This window comes from Bradyrhizobium sp. Ash2021, from assembly GCF_031202265.1.
Taxonomy (GTDB): Bacteria; Pseudomonadota; Alphaproteobacteria; order Rhizobiales; family Xanthobacteraceae; genus Bradyrhizobium.
In genome coordinates this window covers 5,677,329-5,696,277 of sequence record NZ_CP100604.1, presented here as the reverse complement: position 1 = coordinate 5,696,277, position 18,949 = coordinate 5,677,329, and the positions used below count along the sequence as shown (strand labels likewise).

16 protein-coding genes are annotated in these 18,949 nt (G+C 60.8%); 10 read left to right on the top strand and 6 right to left on the bottom strand.

All coding sequences use genetic code 11. The annotated features are described in order from the left end of the window. Window position 1 precedes the first annotated feature (1 nt). A protein-coding gene (locus tag NL528_RS27485) for an IS630 family transposase (RefSeq protein WP_309177575.1) occupies window positions 2–941 on the bottom strand; the annotation gives its coding sequence in 2 pieces (ribosomal slippage) (window positions 2–601 and window positions 603–941; 939 coding nt in all). A gap of 265 nt (window positions 942–1,206) precedes the next feature. Further along, window positions 1,207–1,554 carry a GrlR family regulatory protein gene (locus tag NL528_RS27480; RefSeq protein ID WP_309177574.1) on the bottom strand — a complete coding sequence of 116 codons (348 nt, stop codon included), beginning with the start codon at window positions 1,552–1,554 and terminating at the stop codon, window positions 1,207–1,209. A 341-nt stretch (window positions 1,555–1,895) separates the two neighbouring features. Between NL528_RS27480 and NL528_RS27475 the strand changes: the two genes are divergently transcribed. Further along, complete coding sequence (locus NL528_RS27475; RefSeq protein WP_375144078.1) at window positions 1,896–2,276, top strand: hypothetical protein; 381 nt, start codon at window positions 1,896–1,898, stop codon at window positions 2,274–2,276. Window positions 2,277–2,423: 147 nt separating this feature from the next. On the opposite strand, the gene NL528_RS27470 is transcribed toward NL528_RS27475, so the two are convergent. After that, window positions 2,424–2,801: a VOC family protein gene (locus tag NL528_RS27470; protein WP_309177572.1), complete on the bottom strand. Its 378-nt coding sequence runs from the start codon at window positions 2,799–2,801 to the stop codon at window positions 2,424–2,426. Between the two features lie 296 nt (window positions 2,802–3,097). Here NL528_RS27470 and NL528_RS27465 point away from each other — a divergent pair, with 296 nt between their 5' ends. Together NL528_RS27465 and NL528_RS27460 are read left to right on the top strand one after the other, a co-directional pair. After that, a complete protein-coding gene (locus NL528_RS27465) occupies window positions 3,098–3,703 on the top strand; it encodes a hypothetical protein (RefSeq protein WP_309177571.1) in 606 nt (201 codons plus the stop codon). Window positions 3,704–3,821: 118 nt separating this feature from the next. Beyond that, window positions 3,822–4,280, top strand: coding sequence for a hypothetical protein (locus NL528_RS27460; RefSeq protein WP_309177570.1), 459 nt, complete (start codon window positions 3,822–3,824; stop codon window positions 4,278–4,280). A 95-nt stretch (window positions 4,281–4,375) separates the two neighbouring features. Here the strand turns inward: NL528_RS27460 and NL528_RS27455 are convergent, their stop codons facing one another. Continuing rightward, window positions 4,376–4,765 carry a hypothetical protein gene (locus tag NL528_RS27455; protein ID WP_309177569.1) on the bottom strand — a complete coding sequence of 130 codons (390 nt, stop codon included), beginning with the start codon at window positions 4,763–4,765 and terminating at the stop codon, window positions 4,376–4,378. Window positions 4,766–5,378: 613 nt separating this feature from the next. On the opposite strand from NL528_RS27455, the gene NL528_RS27450 reads away from it, so the two are divergent. The 5 genes from NL528_RS27450 to NL528_RS27430 all read left to right on the top strand — a co-directional run bounded on the left by NL528_RS27450 (window position 5,379) and on the right by NL528_RS27430 (window position 12,887). Beyond that, window positions 5,379–6,386, top strand: coding sequence for an aminotransferase class I/II-fold pyridoxal phosphate-dependent enzyme (locus NL528_RS27450; protein ID WP_309177568.1), 1,008 nt, complete (start codon window positions 5,379–5,381; stop codon window positions 6,384–6,386). Window positions 6,387–6,627: 241 nt separating this feature from the next. Beyond that, window positions 6,628–7,614, top strand: coding sequence for an alpha/beta fold hydrolase (locus NL528_RS27445; protein WP_309185045.1), 987 nt, complete (start codon window positions 6,628–6,630; stop codon window positions 7,612–7,614). Window positions 7,615–7,966: 352 nt separating this feature from the next. Further along, window positions 7,967–8,347: a hypothetical protein gene (locus NL528_RS27440; protein WP_309177567.1), complete on the top strand. Its 381-nt coding sequence runs from the start codon at window positions 7,967–7,969 to the stop codon at window positions 8,345–8,347. Window positions 8,348–8,738: 391 nt separating this feature from the next. Continuing rightward, entirely contained in the window at window positions 8,739–9,959 is a 1,221-nt protein-coding gene (locus tag NL528_RS27435) for an IS701 family transposase (protein WP_309176641.1), read from the top strand. Between the two features lie 1,584 nt (window positions 9,960–11,543). Next, on the top strand, window positions 11,544–12,887 hold the full coding sequence (locus NL528_RS27430) for an IS5 family transposase (RefSeq protein ID WP_309176729.1): 1,344 nt from the start codon (window positions 11,544–11,546) through the stop codon (window positions 12,885–12,887). A 1,305-nt stretch (window positions 12,888–14,192) separates the two neighbouring features. Here the strand turns inward: NL528_RS27430 and NL528_RS27425 are convergent. Beyond that, entirely contained in the window at window positions 14,193–14,348 is a 156-nt protein-coding gene (locus tag NL528_RS27425; protein WP_309177566.1) for a hypothetical protein, read from the bottom strand. 593 nt (window positions 14,349–14,941) lie between these two features. On the opposite strand from NL528_RS27425, the gene NL528_RS27420 reads away from it, so the two are divergent. Continuing rightward, window positions 14,942–16,074, top strand: a protein-coding gene (locus tag NL528_RS27420; RefSeq protein WP_143206051.1) for an IS3 family transposase whose coding sequence is annotated in 2 segments (ribosomal slippage) — window positions 14,942–15,197 and window positions 15,197–16,074 — 1,134 coding nt in all. Because the reading frame shifts where the segments join, the coding sequence is not laid out codon by codon here. Between the two features lie 664 nt (window positions 16,075–16,738). Then, a protein-coding gene (locus tag NL528_RS27415) for an IS3 family transposase (protein WP_143206051.1) occupies window positions 16,739–17,871 on the top strand; the annotation gives its coding sequence in 2 pieces (ribosomal slippage) (window positions 16,739–16,994 and window positions 16,994–17,871; 1,134 coding nt in all). Between the two features lie 334 nt (window positions 17,872–18,205). Here NL528_RS27415 and NL528_RS27410 read toward each other — a convergent pair. Beyond that, on the bottom strand, window positions 18,206–18,832 hold the full coding sequence (locus tag NL528_RS27410; RefSeq protein ID WP_309177565.1) for a hypothetical protein: 627 nt from the start codon (window positions 18,830–18,832) through the stop codon (window positions 18,206–18,208). Window positions 18,833–18,949: the final 117 nt, after the last annotated feature.

Sequence of the window (18,949 nt, the reverse complement as noted above, 5' to 3'; positions counted from 1 at the left end):
ACTACGCGTATCCGGCATGTCGAAAGTAGTTCGCGCATTGCTCGGGTGCAAATGTCTTGATGAGCTTGCCGATCAGCTTCATCAGCGTTGTTACGGTGCGAGCGGCACCCTTGCGCAGCGCCGTCTTCAGCTTCGAGAATGCCATTTCGATCGGATTGAGATCCGGCGAGTAGGCCGGCAAATAGCGCACTTTGGCGCCGACCGCTTCGACCGCATGGCGAACGCCGTCGATCTTGTGGGTGCGCAGGTTATCCATGAAGACGATATCGCCTTTGCGCAGCGTCGGCGCGAGGATCTGCTCAACGTAAGCGAGGAACGATGGCCCATCCATGGCGCCGTCAATGACATAAGGCGCCGTCAGGCCATTGATGCGTAGCGCGGCAATGAGCGTCAGCGTCTTCCAGTGGCCGTGCGGCACGCTCGCAACGAGACGCTCACCACGTGGTGAGCGGCCGCGGTGCCGGACCATCTTGGTCGTAACCGCCGTCTCGTCGATGAAGACGAGGCGCGGCGCGTCAAGCTTGGATTGCTCGAGCTTCAGCTCGGCACGCGCTGCAGCGACATCAGGACGATCCTGTTCGGCGGCGTGCAGAGTTTTTTTTGAACGTGATGTCATGGCGTTCGTAGAAACGCCAGACCGAGGTCGTACCGGTTTTCAGCCGCCTCTCGGACTTGAGCCGAGCGCGAATCTCTTCGAGCGTCAAGTCCGGCTCCGCTGCGACCAGATCAAGCAGCCATTGGCGATGCGCCTCGAGCGGCGAGCGACTGTGGCCCGTGCCGGGCAATGCCGCTACACTGCCCGTTGTCGCCCAGCGCTCGATCCAGCGGATTGCGGTCGAGGCGCCGAGACCGAGCACCCGCGCCGCCTCCCGTCTGCTCTCGCCGTCTTCGACAAGCGCGACCGCCCGCGACCTGAGGTCCTTCGAGTATCCCTTCGCCATCGCGCGACCTCACTGTTGCTGTCAAAGCAACCCGAATCTGATTTGCGCGCCTTTGGGAACCCCCTTACTGTTCCGATTCACATCAACCGAAAACCGCTCTAGTTCGGATCACGTCGCCGCGCTTGCGGGGAGAGGTCGGATTGCGCGCAAGCGCAATCCGGGTGAGGGGACTCTCTGCGAGTCGAATGCGTGGAAGCAGCCCCTCACCCCAACCCTACCCCAACCCTCTCCCCGCAAGAGCGGGGCGAGGGAGAAAGATGACGCCCTAATTCGTGTCCGCCAGCCTGCGCAGCGTCGCGCCGAAAATCTGGCTGGCTTTTCCGACCAGCGCCGTCCCGTTCATGGTGGCGCGGGTGTCGGTGAAGGTGCCGGTGACGCCGATGCCGACCGGGTTCGGTCCGCCGAACAGCGGATTGGCATCGGGGCTGGAAGTGTGACGCTGCACCAGCACCTCGCCCTTGAAGGTATCGCCCCTGACCGTGTAGCTGCCGGTGTAAAACAGATAGGCGTCCCCGCCGAGGATCTGACCATCGCGGAACAGAATCACGCCGCTGCCTTTGCCGACGCGCCCGTCCAGCAAAGTGACGTGAATCGAATACAGGCCGTTCTTCATGACGTACCGCTGCCGGCGCGCCCGTTGTCCCCGGTGCCGGTAGTCTTTTATGCCAAAGCGCAGCACCCCGCGCAACGCGACAGCTTGACCGGATCGGTCGGTGGGGGCGGGTCAGACCCTCGGTTCCTGCCAGCCGGATTATGTGACAGCGGGATGACGGCTGGGACAACTCGAATCAAACTGGCCCGCGAAATGCATGGTTGATTTCGGCACCGGCCGGCGGGTGCTGGAGCAAGAGACAGGTGACCCACTGGAACAATTCCGGCGGCCACATGGCGCGCCGATGCACCGAGAGTGACGACCGTAGTATTGCGGACCGCCATCCGCCTTCGCTGACGCTGATGCTTCGGCGGACACGTCGGCGTATAAGGATGCCGCTGAGCATAGCACTGGTGGCGTTGTTGGCGGCAGCGGCCGCGTATCCGGCGCATGCGCGCGATCCGGACGGCCGTTACGCCAACTCGCCGCTCAAGCAATGGTTCGACAGCCTGAAAAGCGGCAAGGGGCCGTGTTGCTCCGACGCCGACGGCACCGCGGTCAGCGACGTCGATTGGGAATCCAGCAACGGACATTACCGCGTGCGGATCGAAGGCGAATGGGTCGAGGTGCCCGATGACGCCGTCATCACCGAACCCAATCGCGTCGGCCGAACCATGGTGTGGCCGATCCGCGGCTATGGCGGACTGACCATCCGCTGCTTCATGCCGGGATCGATGACATGACCTGTCTGGTGCAAGAGCCCGTCCGCCGACATGTCCGCCGAAGCGTTAGCGAAGGCGGAAGCGTCGGCGAAGGCGGAAGCTTCAGCGCAGGCGGACGCCGGGCAGCATGACGCAGCGGTCTTTGGTGCGTCGGACGGCGCGCCGTGATCACGCGTATTTCTTGTCGCGCTCCAGGAGTTCGACCGAGATGCCCTGCGGCCCGCGGATGAAACAGATGCGCACGCCCGGCCGGATCGTGGTCGGCTCTCGCGTGAACTCGACGCCCTTGGCCTTGATCTCGGCGGCGACCGCGTCGATGTCTTTCACCGTCAGGCCGATATGATCGAGACCCTGATAGGGCGTCACCGGCGGCGCGTTGTCGCCGGCCTTGACCGGCGCAATGAACACATTGGCGCCGCCGAGCTTGACGTCGATCCGCCCGGGTCCGCGGATGATCTCGCCGCCGAGGATATCGTGCAGCCAGGCCGCAGTCGCTTCGGGATCGGGACTGCGCAAATGGACGTGGTCCCAGGTTACGGTAGGCATCTTGGGTCTCCCTGCATTTTTGTGATTGCGGCGCCGTGGCTGGCTATCCGGGTGTGGCGGCCGTGCAATCCTAGCGGCCGGGCATCCGCCATGCCAAGGGCCGCTTACGCAAACAAGGGCTGCCGCCGCAAAATTGTCACGCCGGCATGAAACCATTTCGTTCCAGCGCTATTGATGAATGGAACGCGGCGGAACCGTACAGCGGCAGTCGTGACAAAGGCCGTATGGTGTCAGCCCGTACGGCTTTTTTCATGCGCGGCGGGGCACTTGGCTCGCCGCCGGTTGAGGGCGAGGCTATGAGGATCGGCTATTGGTCGTCCGTACACGACAAGGCAAGGCTTGTCGTTTTGCCTGTCGTCGCCGTCGCCGGATTTGCAGCCTGGATCATGCTTCCGGACCCAAGCGACGCGGAGGACCAATCCGCACCGGTGCCCGCCGTGATTGCAGGGCCTGCGCAAAATGCGGCACCGGTTGATCCGGCGACCGCGCCGACCCAGTCGACCCCGGAGCATCCCGCCGAGGCAACGGCGCCCGCCGACGCGGCCGCGCCTGCCGCGGTTGTCACGGCTCCGGAAATCGCAGCTCCCGAAACCACGGCGCCGGCCAAATCGCCGCTCGACGGCCTGAAGATTTCCGCGCAGTCCTGGCGCCGGGCCGGGCTAGGCTCGAAGGCCCTGGTCACGCTCACGCTGCGCAACCGCAACGACTTCGCGGTCAAGGATATCGAGATCGACTGCGCCTTTGCGCGCCGCGATGGCAGCCATTTGACGGATCGCAAACGCGTGATCAGCGACGTCATCAGCATGAAGAGCCGGAAGACCTATTCCGGTATGCTGGTGGGGTTCGTCAATATTAACGCGAATAAGGCGAAATGCTCGCTGGTGACGGCCAGTCGGATTTAATCCCGGAACCCGAAAAAGTGACCGCCGCTGTTTGAACCTTCAATGCGGCGTCAGGAACTAATCACTACATCACCCGTTAGGCGATGAACCGCGCGATCGCGCGGGGGGAGCGATACCAATGCCCGTGGCGCGTTATTTCCTGTATGTCAGCGGAGTACTCCTCGCGCTGCTGTTTTTGGTCGACGCCTTCATGCCGCAGGACCTCGCGGTCGCCAACCACAGCGCCCCCGGACTCGACAAAACGGCCGTGCGAATTCACTCCGTCCAGAAATTGCCGGAGCGGGTGGTGTACGACACCAGCCTGCCCACCATCGTGCCGCCCGCGGCCAGGACCGTCGTCGCCGCTGCCGCACCGCCGGCGCCCGCGGGCGACGCCTCGGCCCAGACTCGTGTGCGCAACACCTTCGCGCAGTTCGTCCCGGCCGAAGCCAAGAAGCTCGAGCCGCCGCAGGCGCCAAAGAAACGCAGGATCGCCAAGGTCCGCACGTACCCGCCTGCGAACCCGCAGATGCGCTTTGCGCAGCAGCAACCGCATTTCGGCTTCTTCGGCGGCCCGATCTGGAACAGCACCTGGTAACGCACGCCGCGTGAGGTGACACTCCACGTTCACGGGCAGCGACGTGACCGCCGTAGCGCAATGAGCGAAGGCGGACGGCCAGGTCGGCTTTCTGCTTACTTCGGCAGTTTCGGGATCTTGTCGGCAAAGCCGTTGTAGCAGGTCAGCCGCTCGTCTTCCTCTTTCAGGAAGCGGCAATCATTGACGCCCTTGGCCGCCGGGGGTTTTGGCTTCGGCGTGGGCTTGAAGATCGCATCGTAGCAGTTCAGCCGGTCCTTGGTCGCGTCGTCGATGTCCTGACACGCCTGCAGCTTCTGGGCGATGGATTGGGGCTTGGCGGGCGCCTCTGACTTCTTGCCGGCCGCCTTTGGCTTCTTCGAGTCGACCTGCACGAGCGGCTTGTCGCCGACCGTCGGTGGGTTGGCCGGGGCGGCCGGGGGTGGGGTGGTCTGGGCGAACACGGCGGCGGGACACAGGAGCGCCAGCGCCAGGATGATCTGTCTCATGTCATTCGCTTTCATTCTCTCGCTCGCAACGGGAATCTTCCACGCCGCCAGGGCGGCCGGAGCTCCATCCCCAAGCAACTCGCCGATTTAGCTGATCTGTTGCGGTGGCGGCAACCCTCCATGACCGGGGGTATGCCAAATGGGGTGCCCCCTTCGCCTCGGTTTTGGCGGCCTGGAGCGAGGTTTTATTAGGCCCTTGATCCTACCGGCGGCTCGAATTGCCGGCGCGCGGGCGAAGAAGTACTCCCGGTACTGCTCGATGTCTTCGCGCGGCGATTTGGTGTCTGGATTTCACGCGGGCGGCGCATAGGGCGGATAGTCAGCCAGAGCCTGCGCCACCTGACGCTGTTGCTCCGTCGGAGGCGGGGGAGCGCGCTTTAGCCAGCCAAACATCCGGTATCCATTGCCGGGGAGGTGATAGGGCGACTTTACCCGACAGAGCCGACGGGCGACGATAATGCCGCTATAAACGACACCTGCAGCGGGCCCGAGGCATGCCCACATGACCCGCGCATCCCCGACGACAGGCATTCCCGCATGACTTACGAACGCGCCCATCTCAAGGCCATGCAGGGCTACACGCCGGGAGCAGCCGGACACGCCGGCCATCAAGTTGAACACCAACGAAAATCCCTATCCGCCCGGCCCCGCAATTGCGCACCTCCTGAGTTCGTTTCCGCTCGACAGCTTGCGGCGCTATCCGGATCCGCTTGCAGGTAGCTTTCGCGCCAGCGTCGCTCGCCTGCACGGCCTCGCGCCTGCAAACGTCATCGCGACGAACGGCGGTGATGAGCTGCTCCGACTGGCGTTGACGACATTCCTCGATCCCGGAAAGCCGCTCGGACTGTTGACGCCGAGCTATACCCTTTATTCCGTTCTGGCGACCGTCCATGGCAGTCCACTCGCTGGCGTACCGCTTGGCAATGATTGGTCGGTTCCCGATGACACCGCCGAACGATGGAATGCGGCGGGAGCTCCGCTCGCGATCATCACGAATCCGCACGCGCCATCAGGCACGCTTGTCTCGGCAGCCGACCTTCATAAACTCGCGCAGACCTTCCGCGGCGTGCTGCTCATCGACGAAGCCTATGTCGACTTTGTCGATCCCGAGATCGGCCATGAGACGTCCACCTTGGTCGCCGCCTGTCCCAATGTGCTGCTGCTGCGAACCCTGAGCAAAGGCTACTCGCTCGCGGGGCTGCGGCTTGCCTACGGCCTCGGCGCGGCCGAACTCGTCGCTCCCATGCTGTCGAAGACGAAGGATTCCTACAACGTCGACGCCATCGCACAAGCCGTTGGGACAGCCGCACTCGAAGATATCCGATCGGCGGCCGGAAGCTGGGAGGCGGTGCGCCATGAGCGGAGCGCGCTTAAGCTCGCCCTGACCGCGATTGGTTTGCCATGCGCGTCGTCGCAGGCGAATTTTCTCCTCGCGAGCGTTCCCGACGGCGGACGATGGCACAGCGCGGAGAAAGTCTATCGGTCTCTCATGGCCCAACGCATCTTTGTGCGATGGTTCAACGAGGAGGGACTGCGGGATAAACTGCGGATCAGCATCGGCACGCCCGAGGAAAACCGGCACCTTGTGGAAGCGCTCCGGCTGCTTGGTGGATCGAAGTAGATTTCAAAGCGATCTGAACCGCTCGTCCGCCGCTTCAAGCGCACAGGCGGCGGTCTTGGCGTGACCGGTACAATCGGTAAATCTGCGATGGCCCGAGATTTTGCATGACGTCCGTAGGGCCGCCCGCCCATTTCTCGCCGCCATTGTCGTTCAGGAAGCTTAGTGGGGCTGGTCCAATAGCGGGCAGTGTTCCTGAAGGTTCCGTGTGATCGTCCCATATTTGCTGCACCAAGACGTTGTTGTGTCTCGCCGCGCGCTGCTGGCCGGGCTTTCGTCCCTAACCGGCGCGCTTGCGCTCGGCGGATGCGCTGGCTTGGGCGCGACTGGCGCGAGCTTCGACGCTTCCTCGCTCTCAACAGACCCTACATTGCTCGTCACAACCACGCGCAAGCGGGTGAATGGCGGGCGCGCGAAGCCCTGGTTCGGGCCGGAACGCGCTTCTGCGATGACGGTCGCACGGGCGAAGCTGGTGCCGCCGGACGACGGCCGCCTCTCGCTCGCCTCAGTTGGACTTGCCGACTGGCGTCTTGATCAGGTCGAGCCGCTGTCGGGCGAGGTCGGCGAGCTTCTTGCGCAAGCCAGCGGCGGACCAGACGTCCTGATCTACGTGCACGGCTTCAAGCAGACGTTCGAGACGGCGGCGCTCGATGCCGCGCACCTTTCCGATGGAATCAAGTTCCGCGGCCGGACGATGCTATTCTCCTGGCCTTCGAAGGCGGGACTGTTCGACTACGCCTATGACCGCGACAGCGCAATGTGGTCGCGCGACGACTTCGAGCGCGTACTCACTTCCATCGTGTCGGCCCCGGGCGGCGGCCGCGTCCACATTGTCGCGCACAGCATGGGAACCATGCTGGCGCTGGAAAGCCTGCGTCAGCTCTATGCGCGATACGGTGACACCGTTGCGGGCAGGATCGGCGCGGTGGTGTTTGCCGCGCCGGACATCGATATGGACGTGTTCTCGTCAGCGATCCACCGCATCGGTCCGCTCGCTGGCAAGATCACCGTGATCGCCGCGACGAACGATCGCGCGTTGGCGCTGTCGGGACAAATCGCTGGCGGCATGACACGGGTCGGCGCCGCCGAGAAGGCAGTCATCGAACGGCTGGGGGTGCGCGTGATCGACGCTTCCGATAGCGGCTGGGGCATCATCAACCACGATTTGTTTCTATCGAATGCGGAAGTGCAGCGGGTGATACGCCGCTCGATTGACACCACGGCCGCATGAACTCGGCTTTGAGGAAACGATTGCGCGGGAAGGCTGCTTGCCGGCCGCGATGTCGCGTTTGGCGCGTCGCTTCGGGTGCTTCCATGCCCTGGACCTGCTCCCGATTCCTTGGCCTCCCGGCCGGTTCCCGGGAACACATCGTTGGCGTCCGAATTGATACGACGGAGGGGACATGGCTCGCGTATGGAACACACCGATTTTCGGGATCGCGCTCGTCTATTTTATCGTCGACGGCGTCTTTTCCTATGTCACGCGACCGATCACAGAATGGATTGCAAGACAGAGGCTGTTTGAGCGCGTGCGGCTCTGGATCACTTCGTTGCGGCCGTATCCTTCGCTTGCGCTTTTTGCGGTGCCGGTGATCATCCTCGAGCCGGCGAAACCTTTGAGCGGCTATTTGATCGGGACCGGGCATTTCTTCGCGGGAGCGGTCATTTTTATTACAGCCGAAGTCTTGAAGCTCACCGTCGTGGAACGGCTGTTTCAGTTGAACAAGGATAAGCTGTTGTCGATCCCGGCGTTTGCGTGGGGATACCGGTATTGGCGAACAATGATGGAGATCGTCGAATCTCTCGAAGTCTGGAAGGCGGCAAGAAGGGTGGCTGTTCGGGTCGGAAACGTGTGGCGTGCGGTTTTTCACCGATCCAGAGGCGCGCGAAGCGAACCGCGCGCGCACGGCACGCGGATTGTTCGCTCGAGTTTAGCTGACCGATATCAAGGACGCGCTTCGTAGATCGCCTATTGGGCTGCTTAGCGGTTTAGTACGTAGTAGATGCTGGCGACGGAGAACTTCTAACTGTACCGATAACCCATTGAAAGTTAGATATTTTCTCTGCGCGATTTTGCACGGCGTACAAAACGAGAGACAAAACACAAGCTGGCGCTCTCCCGACCCGTTACTTCCCGCCCTTCCGCTCATACCGCGCAAGCGCCTCGGCGCTGCGCCGATGTCGGCCTCGGTGAGCCCGGTCCGGATGCCCGCCCATAAGTGCGCGCCATGTTCCCGAATCGGTCCCAAGATCACGATGCGTTCCTATGGGTCGGGGGGTGCTGGCCTGTTTCGACCCCTAGTGGCCTAGCATTACAGTTGCTTTTTTTGCGGGCTTCTGAATCCATGGGCAACCATGATTCGAATGTCGTGGGCGCGGGCCGCGTCGGTTGAGGAGACGCTTGCGTTGTGGGCGGCGTCGCTTCGAGAGATCAAGCAACGGATACGTCCGTTGTTCACGCAAGAGCGTGTTGCGACGAATGCAGGTCTATTCCTGGAAGGTCTGCTCGGAGATGAGCAGCGCAAGACCGGTTGGATGCGCGCGGAGGCGGCTGGCGATCCCGGCCCATGGCGGCAGCAGGCGATTCTGGGTCGTGGAGACTGGGACGCCGATGCCCTGCGCGATATCGTGCGCGACTACGTCATCGAGCATTTGGCGGATGACGATGCGGTGCTGGTGATCGACGAGACCGGTTTTCTCAAACAGGGCAAAGCGTCATGCGGAGTGGCGCGGCAATACACTGGTTCGGCAGGGAAGATCACGAACTGCCAGATCGGCGTCTTCGCTGCCTACGTTTCGCGTCATGGCCATGCGTTCATCGATCGCGCGTTGTATCTCCCGAAGGAATGGACCGACGATCCGGATCGTCTGGAAGCCGCATATGTGCCTGCCGATGTCGGCTTTGCGACCAAACCAAGGCTTGCGACGAGAATGATCGCACGCGCGATAGCCGCGTCTGTACCATTCAGGTGGGTTGCCGGCGATACCGTCTACGGTGTTGGCAACATCGAACAGCAGCTACGTCGGGCAGGCAAAGGCTACGTGCTTGGGGTCAGCAGCGCTCATGTGTTTCGATCCTGGGGCAAGCGACCGCCGGTCGCCGGTACGGCTGCAGACCTCGCCCGGACGCGGCACTCATCCGACTGGAAGCGCCTGTCGGCGGGAGCCGGAACCAAAGGACCGCGGCTGCACGATTGGTGTTATCTCGAATTGGCCGATCTCGAGGCCGAGCAGTTCAACAGTGCAAATGACGGTTTGTGGACACGCGGTCTACTGATCCGTCGTCGCATCGCCGATGATGACCTCGCCTTCTTCACCACCTGGTGCCCAGCGGGAACAGCCCTTGAAACGCTGGTCGCGGTCGAAGGCCATCGATGGGCGATCGAGGACGGCTTTGAAACCGCGAAAAACGAGTTCGGGCTCGATCACAACGAGAGCAGATCCTGGCATGGCTGGCACCGTCATGTGTCCTTGGTGATGCTCGCCTTCGCCATGATGGCCGCGATCCGACATCGCGCCAATCCGCCACCGCCCAAAAAAACGAAACGGCGCCCCCCGGCAAAAGCCAAAGCATAACCACCCCACCACTGATCCGTTGGTCAATCCAGGAAATCCGCCGCATTGCCATCAGACTTGCGCGAAAGCGGATTCAACCCGCACACATCATCGCATGGTCTTTTTGGCACAGAGCTCACCAGGCTGCCGCTCAACGCGCCCACTTCAAATCAAAAAAGCAACTGTAATGCTAGTTTGATTTTTGCAGTGGCCGCTTTTGGCTAAATCTGGCCAGTGTCGGGAACCGAACATAAGCCCGCGTCGTTGGCGTGTATCACCGAGAACGCAACGGAGCGCTCCCGCCCTTCCTCAGGAATGGAGCAGCCCCGATGAAGCGACGCCACTTCAAACAGACGACGACTCTTGACCAACGCCTTACCCAAGAAGCGAAGCGCCTACGGCAAGAAGCCAAAGGCATCCCGCCCGGCATTGAACGCGAGATGCTGCGTCCACATACAGGAATGGCTTGCGGTCCCCCGGATTGAAATCTCCGACCTGACGGTAGTGGTTCTAAGGCGGCTCAGTAGGAACTAACTCGAGTTGAGTTGGTTGCTCGCTTAGCCACTGGAATACATAATGTGTGCGAAGTGCATCGAACTTGATGAAAAAATCGCCCACCATAAGGCCCTCGCGATCCGGATAACAGATCAACTGACGCTGGATGGCATCGCCCTCCTAGTCGAGCAATACGAAGCTCAGAAGCGCGAACTACACCCAGCACTGCATGAGTAAGGCCGCCTCAGTTGGCGGCCTCTTCACTCTGTTAGCCGCAATCGTGTTGATCATTGGCAGGTGAACGTCGCGCTAACCGTCATAAAAGCGTCATCAAAGTCTCCTGTATTCCGTGGAACTACGGGATGGGAGCCTGCTCATGATCAAATCCGACGTCACCTGTCCCGCATGCAACGGCGGCTATCGACGGATCGAGCTAACCTCGCGACCTGGGCCGAAGGGCGAATTTCGCTGTTTGGTCTGCGACCAGGTGCTTGAGGTTTTCGACGGCACAAAGGACGTCGCGCTTAGGCTTACGGTACAGCCGGTAAAGCGGGGACAATCCATTTCCAGACTCGCATCATTGCGGCATACTTTCCACAGCTAGTCGTGATCATACGCCACGTCTGTAACGACTGGTGAGGCCCGGCGCTCGACTGACGGGGGACGCGGCCGGGCCGCCATTGTTATCGTAGCTTCATTAACCTGCGACACAGTTAGATCGCTGGGATTTAAAGACCCAGCCGGGGAAATGCCGACGCCGCGCCGAGCGAATATATTCCGCTCCGGCCGGCGTTGTTTTTGGGTCGCCTCAGTTGGCAGCGGCCCCAGCAGCAGGGGGGCTGGGGGTTGAGCTGGGGCCGCCCATTCCAACCGCTGGCAACGCGGAAACAAGCGGCCAACGGTGAACCAAATTACCGCAACTCGGCCGATCGTTCCGAACTAGTTTGGAGTACCTCGTCGTCCGTGAAGAATTCCCAAGTCGTTGATTTAGAATCTGGAAACGGCAGGCTGGGGCAACCGAGTTTGCCGGGAATCGGGTGTGCGGAAGGGGATTCCTTGCAAATTTGATTTGTGATTCACTCGCCTTTGGATGTTTTGGCGGGGGACCAGATGCGACCACCGGAACGGCGGGAGACAGGAGAGCAGGATCTGTTCCGCTCTCGGCTCGACCAGATCATCGACCTGAAGCATCCGCTGGTGGCGCTGGGGCGCACGGTGGATTGGGAGTTCCTGGAACGGGAGTTCGGGGCGGTCTACACGGATGATCCCGGCCGCCCGCCACTGCCGACGCGATTGATGGCGGGGCTGGCGATCCTCAAGCACACCTACGACCTGTCCGACGAGGTGCTGTGCGAGCGCTGGGTCGAGAACCCCTATTACCAGTTCTTCTGCGGCGAGGAGTTCTTCCAGCACCGGCTGGTGTTCGATCGCTCGTCGCTGACGCGCTGGCGCAACCGGATGGGCGAGGAGCGGCTGCAGGCATTGCTGCAGGAGAGCCTGTCGGTGGCCACCAGAACCAAGGCGATCAAGCCGTCCGAGTTGTCACGGGTGATCGTCGATACCACCGTGCAGCCCAAGAACGTGACGTTCCCCACCGACGCGAAGCTTCTGAACCGGGCGCGCGAGAAACTGGTGCGGCTGGCGCAGCGCCACGGGGTAGATTTGCGCCAGTCCTATGCGCGCCTGGGCAAGTTCGCCCTGATCCAGCATCAGCGCTATGCCCACGCCAAGCAGTTCAAGCGTGCCAACCGGATGCTCAAGAAGCTGCGCACCTATCTCGGCCGCGTCATCCGCGACATCGGCCGCAAGATCGAGGGCAACAGCGGGCTCGAAGGGACGTTCGCACAGCTGCTATTGCTGGCGCGGCGCGTGCGCGAGCAGCAGCAACGTCAACGCGGACCGAAGGTCTATTCCCTGCATGCGCCGGAAGTCGAATGCATCGGCAAGGGCAAGGCCCATCGGCCTTACGAGTTCGGCGTCAAGGTCAGCGTTGCCACCACCCTCAAGCACTGCAAGGGCGGCCAGTTCGTCACCCATGTGAAGGCGCTGCCCGGCAATCCATATGATGGCCACACCTTGGAAACCGTGATCCCGGACATGGAAGCGCTCGTCGGCAACACCATCGCGCGCATCCTCGCCGACAAGGGCTACCGCGGCCACAATGCGCCGCCCGATTACAAGTTCAGGGTCTTCATCTCGGGGCAAAAGCGAGGGGTGACGCCGCAGATCAAGCGCGAACTCCGCCGCAGGTCCGCCGTCGAGCCCGTCATCGGCCATCTCAAAGCCGAGCACCGCATGGGCCGCAACTATCTCTGGTTCCGGCGCGGCGACGCCAACAACGCCGTCCTCGCCGCCGTCGGCTACAACTTCCGCCGCCTGATCCGCTGGCTCAGGATTTTGTTGCGCCAAATCCTGGCCGCTCTCTTCGCCGCGCCGTCGACCAATCCAGTCTGAAATCAGGGTTCTTCACGGACGACTACCTCAGTTGGCGGCCTCTTTCATTCCCCAGCCAGATCACCTGACAGTTGTTCGGGCAGCGCTCGCCAGCGATCACGGTCGCACGGGGTGTCAGGGTTTCGTCGTCGGCCATCAAATCCCGGTTTCACGCAGTGGGCTCTTAAAGTGATTCGTGAGGATCGGTCGAAAGGCTTCCACCTATCGTCGAATTCGCGCGACCAAGGCAAAGAAACACCTCCGACTTTGGCATGCTTCGTGCTTAGTTTAAATCTGCCGGGAATTTAAGCACCCGACTGCGGAAATATTGCATACCCGAGCGAACATACTCAGCTTGGGGCGGCGCTATCCGTCAGGGCCGCTCATTTGATGAAGTATACAGCCGCTCGGGTAACCCCATGGGAGTTACTGAGGTTATGGACAGCACCCAACATTGCCGAGACCAGGCGGCGGAATGTCTTCGCTTGATGAAATCAGTACAGAATGAAGCTGAGGCCGCGGTTCTGAGAAATCTATCCCAGAGCTGGTCGAGACTTGCCGGCCAAATCGATCGATACAATGCGCTCGTGCGTGACAAAGACCGCGCGGCCAGGATAAGGGCCGTCTCGACCAATAATCCAGGCCAAACTGCATCCGTGACGAATATTGGCAGTTAGTTGAAGCGCGCCGCGCGTGCTTAGGGACTTGAGACCGCCCGATACTCCATGCCGCCGGCCGGTCCTCTGGCGTCCAATTCAAGTTCGGTCGGACATCGGCGCCTCTCTTGCCACACGCCTTGCATGCGAAGCGCGCTTCCAGATCGGACAGCCGGACCTCGTCTGGCCATCGGTCTGCGCTGATTGCGATTCGAATGGCTGCAGTAGACCTGCAGCCGGCGGAGGGCCGGGCCGGCGTATGTCGTCCGGCAACGTCGTGCGTCGGGCCTCTCTTTTATTGCTTGATCGTGACCCGGGCTGGTTTAGTCGAATGATGCTGTGGCGGGCCTATCGTTCCCCACACCACCGCGGCAACTGCCAGTGCCGCCAAAACTGTCGCCATGACCCGCTTTTCGCTTCTCATGGTCGCGACTGTCAGTTCTTAAGTTCCAACTGCCGTATCTCAACCAGACGTGCGAGGCAATATTCGCGATACAAAACGTTGATGAGGTCCCACATGGCCGAATCCCCTTTGGTCCACTGAGGAAATGCTAGGCCGCGTTTGTTTCCGGCCGGCTTCGCGGACTCGAAAAATGGTTTCGTGGCCTTATCAGCCCGCCGGTTCACGCCCGGCGGGGTTTCTGTTTGGAATTTTGCGGTCGGCGCGGCTTTATGAGCGATGGCGCTGCGGCTCGTCGTTCTTTTCTGCTTCTTCTTTGGGAACGATTTCGGCCGACTTGCCGGACTGGTTGCCCGGATTGTAATGGTGCTTTCCTTCCGACTTTTCGCCGGGCTGCTTCTCGTTCGGGTTCTTGGTATCGGACATCTGGTGCTCCTTTGAGCACAACAACCTTATCGGAAGACGTAAGTTCCTCGGGCGGCGCCCTCTCGAAACCACTCACATTCCAGATGATCGTAACAGCTGCGCAGACTTGACGACGTTGTAGGCCTTCGTGGCCCTGCGTCGTGGTGCTGGTGGCGCAGTCGATCAGTGTCAGAGTTGCGGTCTGCCAGTGCGGGAGATCCGTGAGCAAACTCCGGCCGTCGGGCAGCGCGATCGGATCGTCAAAGCTGCGTTTGCCAGCCGCGCGATTTGTGCAACGCTATCGCTCTGTGACTTGGTTGCTGGGGCCGGCGAGGGCCGCCGTCCGATCGCATCCCACCGGGCGTGATTTTCCTTGATCGCACCATTCCACGATACCCGAGAACAGAACGTGAAGCGCGATGTTGCGTCCGTGTTGCCTGGAATGATTGGCTATGCTTCGCAAGCCGTTGATTTCGCTAGTATGAGATTGAGACTAACACTTTGCAGGCCTCGCTTTCCCCAACGATCTGAGAGCCGGTCGCGGAAATCTGGACAGAACGATAAGTGGAATTTCTGCCTGACAGCGGCGATAATTGCCGTGAACAGGAGAGACCATGAGCAGACGACCCCGGCGGAACCACTCACCGGCCTTCAAGGCGAAGGTGGCTCTGGCCGCCATCAAGGGCGATCGGACGATAGCCCAGCTGGCGGAGCATTTCGACGTTCACCCCAATCAGATTACGGCCTGGAAATCACAGCTTGAGGGCGGCGCCTCTGATATTTTCGGATCGGGGGGCGGGACGCCGGCCACGCCCGCGGTCGATGTGAAGTCGCTGCATGCCAAGATCGGGGAGCTGACGCTGGAGAACGATTTTTTAGAAGGCGCGCTCACCAAGGCGGGATTGCTGAGCGCAAAGCGATGATCGACCGTAAGCACGATCTGTCGATCACCAAGCAGGCAGAGATTTTGAAGGTCAGTCGCGGCAGCGTGTACTATCTGCCGCGTCCAGTCTCTTCAGCCGACCTCGAGATCATGCAGCGTCTCGATCGGCTGCACCTGGAGTATCCCTTCGCCGGTTCGCGTATGTTGCGAGGCCTGCTGGCTTTGCAGGGGTGCAAGATCGGCCGCCGGCATGTGAAGACGCTCATGCGGCGGATGGGGATAGAGGCGCTCTATCGCCGTCCGCGCACCACCAAGCCCGAGCCCGGCCACAAGATCTATCCGTATCTGCTGCGCGGCATCGAGATCCGGCGGCCGAACCAGGTCTGGGCCATGGACATCACGTACATTCCGATGGCGCACGGCTTCGTCTATCTCGCCGTGGTGCTGGACTGGGCGACACGTCGTGTTCTGTCGTGGCGGCTGTCGATCACGATGGAGGCGGCCTTCTGCGTCGAGACCCTGGAAGATGCCTTGGCTCGCCACGGCAAGCCGGACATCTTCAACACCGATCAGGGCTCTCAGTTCACCGGCGCGGCGTTCACCGGCCTGCTCGCCAGCAATGGCATCGCCATCAGCATGGATGGCAAAGGGGCCTGGCGGGACAATGTGTTCGTCGAACGGCTGTGGCGCAGCGTCAAATACGAGGAGGTCTATCTGCGAGCCTACGAAACCGTCGGCGAGGCGCGACATTCGATCGGCCGGTATCTCGACTTTTACAACGGCCGACGTCCTCATTCGAGTCTTGACGACATGACCCCGGATCAAGCCTACTTCGATCTTCCGCCGCTCCGCGCGGCGGCCTAACCTCGGCAGAGGCTCCACTTATCGACGCGGAATTTTTGTTCAGACAACCGGGGCCAGCTCACTGTGCGCCCTTACCATCATGGTTCTTGAGGCTGTGCTGAAACTTCGGCTAAGCTAGAGATATCTGAGCCGGGGGGCAGCAATGGAATTATTTAGGGCTGAGAGGCTCGGATATTTTGAGAGCAGTTCAACTCGAAAGTGCCGCCTTTGCGGCGACAATCTGGAATTGCTCAGGTCGATCTACTATCCGGAGACCAAGGCAACCATCCGCGTTTTTGAGTGCAAATGCGGCGAGCGCACTTGGGACGAATAAGGGCGCCTCAGTTGGCGCGACTATTCCGGGAGCTCGCTTTGTTCCGCTCGAAAGCCGAAACCACTTGATCTTGGAAGATGAACCGGCGTTCGATCGCTTCCTTGACGAACGGAAAGCTTTTTTAAAGCCGGTTGTTTCCGCTCCGAAATTCATGCTGTCATGCCATCTGGTGCCCGCTTCCGGTGCGTCGAGGAGCGCGGCCCGACCGGTTTGCACGGTCATCGTGCGGCAGCGTAGGAGATCGCAGAACGGCTATATTCGGCGGTCAGAGCCGGTCGCGGAAATCTGGACAGAACGATAAGTGGAATTTCTGCCTGACAGCGGCGATAATTGCCGTGAACAGGAGAGACCATGAGCAGACGACCCCGGCGGAACCACTCACCGGCCTTCAAGGCGAAGGTGGCTCTGGCCGCCATCAAGGGCGATCGGACGATAGCCCAGCTGGCGGAGCATTTCGACGTTCACCCCAATCAGATTACGGCCTGGAAATCACAGCTTGAGGGCGGCGCCTCTGATATTTTCGGATCGGGGGGCGGGACGCCGGCCACGCCCGCGGTCGATGTGAAGTCGCTGCATGCCAAGATCGGGGAGCTGACGCTGGAGAACGATTTTTTAGAAGGCGCGCTCACCAAGGCGGGATTGCTGAGCGCAAAGCGATGATCGACCGTAAGCACGATCTGTCGATCACCAAGCAGGCAGAGATTTTGAAGGTCAGTCGCGGCAGCGTGTACTATCTGCCGCGTCCAGTCTCTTCAGCCGACCTCGAGATCATGCAGCGTCTCGATCGGCTGCACCTGGAGTATCCCTTCGCCGGTTCGCGTATGTTGCGAGGCCTGCTGGCTTTGCAGGGGTGCAAGATCGGCCGCCGGCATGTGAAGACGCTCATGCGGCGGATGGGGATAGAGGCGCTCTATCGCCGTCCGCGCACCACCAAGCCCGAGCCCGGCCACAAGATCTATCCGTATCTGCTGCGCGGCATCGAGATCCGGCGGCCGAACCAGGTCTGGGCCATGGACATCACGTACATTCCGATGGCGCACGGCTTCGTCTATCTCGCCGTGGTGCTGGACTGGGCGACACGTCGTGTTCTGTCGTGGCGGCTGTCGATCACGATGGAGGCGGCCTTCTGCGTCGAGACCCTGGAAGATGCCTTGGCTCGCCACGGCAAGCCGGACATCTTCAACACCGATCAGGGCTCTCAGTTCACCGGCGCGGCGTTCACCGGCCTGCTCGCCAGCAATGGCATCGCCATCAGCATGGATGGCAAAGGGGCCTGGCGGGACAATGTGTTCGTCGAACGGCTGTGGCGCAGCGTCAAATACGAGGAGGTCTATCTGCGAGCCTACGAAACCGTCGGCGAGGCGCGACATTCGATCGGCCGGTATCTCGACTTTTACAACGGCCGACGTCCTCATTCGAGTCTTGACGACATGACCCCGGATCAAGCCTACTTCGATCTTCCGCCGCTCCGCGCGGCGGCCTAACCTCGGCAGAGGCTCCACTTATCGACGCGGAATTTTTGTTCAGACAACCGGGGCCAGCTCAGTCTGGCGCACTCGGAGTGCGCCAAACGGCTAACATCGGCTGAAATTAATGAATGAAATCAACGGTGTTTTGGATCGCCTTTTCGCGATGTTAGCCGTTTTGTTAGCCGTTTTCGGGGTGCAGGTTTGGGGAAATTCCAACTCCCGACCCTCGGACGGGGGACAGTACAAGAGCACGTGGTGCAATTAAATTTCACGCGAAGATGCACGAAAGCAAGGGAGGGACATGCAGGACTCGAAACAGTAACTTCGGGCTGTACCAGTGTCCGGGATTTCACTCCGCAAACGTGAGTTCCGAGAATTTCCATTCATCGAAATTGGCTGCAGGCAATTTATATGGCTGGCACTCAGTGATTGCTCGCATCGCATTCTCCTGAAATGCGCGCAGATAAGGCGTTCTGGGCACCTCATCCGCATAAATGATACCGTCAAGAGTGCCGTCGCGCTTCAGCCTCACTATGATTGTGGCTTTGGATGAGAGGGGGGTATCTCCAGCAGGTTTTTTCCAGCATCGCTGAATTTGAGCATTGATCATCTCTCGCCAGCTCCCAGCGTTATTAGCGCCAGGGTTGACGGGATAAATCGGATACAACTGGTCAGCGGCAGCCCAAACTTTTCGATACTCTCCGTCTTGAAGCTGTACGGCGAGATAATAAAAATCGCCACCTTCGAGTAATACAACGGCCTGCCAGCTTGCCTTGGGAAGAACCGCACAGTCCCCGGGCGGACTTAGCCGCCCGCGAGTCTCTTTCGCAATTTTCGCGCTATCCAGGCCTTGACAGATGACCGTGTCCGACTGGGAATTTCCCACAGACGCTGCGTTGCAAGAGGACGCGTCAAAGAAAGGGTACATACATATCGCAAAACCAATAACGACGCGCACATTTCGGAAATAGACCACACGTAGCTCCACTGAACTTTTGCGGCGACCATCTATCTCGTTGGCGGCCTGGCAGAAATATTAGTCGCCGCAGCCGCAGGCCCCAAAGTTCCGTTCCCAGTGGACGAGATGGCTCAG

What these genes read in the sequence shown, in the direction of transcription:
- NL528_RS27480 (WP_309177574.1), bottom strand. Translation starts at nt 1,554, where the DNA reads ATGAAGAACGGCCTGTATTCGATTCACGTCACTTTGCTGGACGGGCGC.
- NL528_RS27475 (WP_375144078.1), top strand. Translation starts at nt 1,896, where the DNA reads ATGCTTCGGCGGACACGTCGGCGTATAAGGATGCCGCTGAGCATAGCA.
- NL528_RS27470 (WP_309177572.1), bottom strand. Translation starts at nt 2,801, where the DNA reads ATGCCTACCGTAACCTGGGACCACGTCCATTTGCGCAGTCCCGATCCC.
- NL528_RS27465 (WP_309177571.1), top strand. Translation starts at nt 3,098, where the DNA reads ATGAGGATCGGCTATTGGTCGTCCGTACACGACAAGGCAAGGCTTGTC.
- NL528_RS27460 (WP_309177570.1), top strand. Translation starts at nt 3,822, where the DNA reads ATGCCCGTGGCGCGTTATTTCCTGTATGTCAGCGGAGTACTCCTCGCG.
- NL528_RS27455 (WP_309177569.1), bottom strand. Translation starts at nt 4,765, where the DNA reads ATGAGACAGATCATCCTGGCGCTGGCGCTCCTGTGTCCCGCCGCCGTG.
- NL528_RS27435 (WP_309176641.1), top strand. Translation starts at nt 8,739, where the DNA reads ATGATTCGAATGTCGTGGGCGCGGGCCGCGTCGGTTGAGGAGACGCTT.
- NL528_RS27430 (WP_309176729.1), top strand. Translation starts at nt 11,544, where the DNA reads ATGCGACCACCGGAACGGCGGGAGACAGGAGAGCAGGATCTGTTCCGC.
- NL528_RS27425 (WP_309177566.1), bottom strand. Translation starts at nt 14,348, where the DNA reads ATGTCCGATACCAAGAACCCGAACGAGAAGCAGCCCGGCGAAAAGTCG.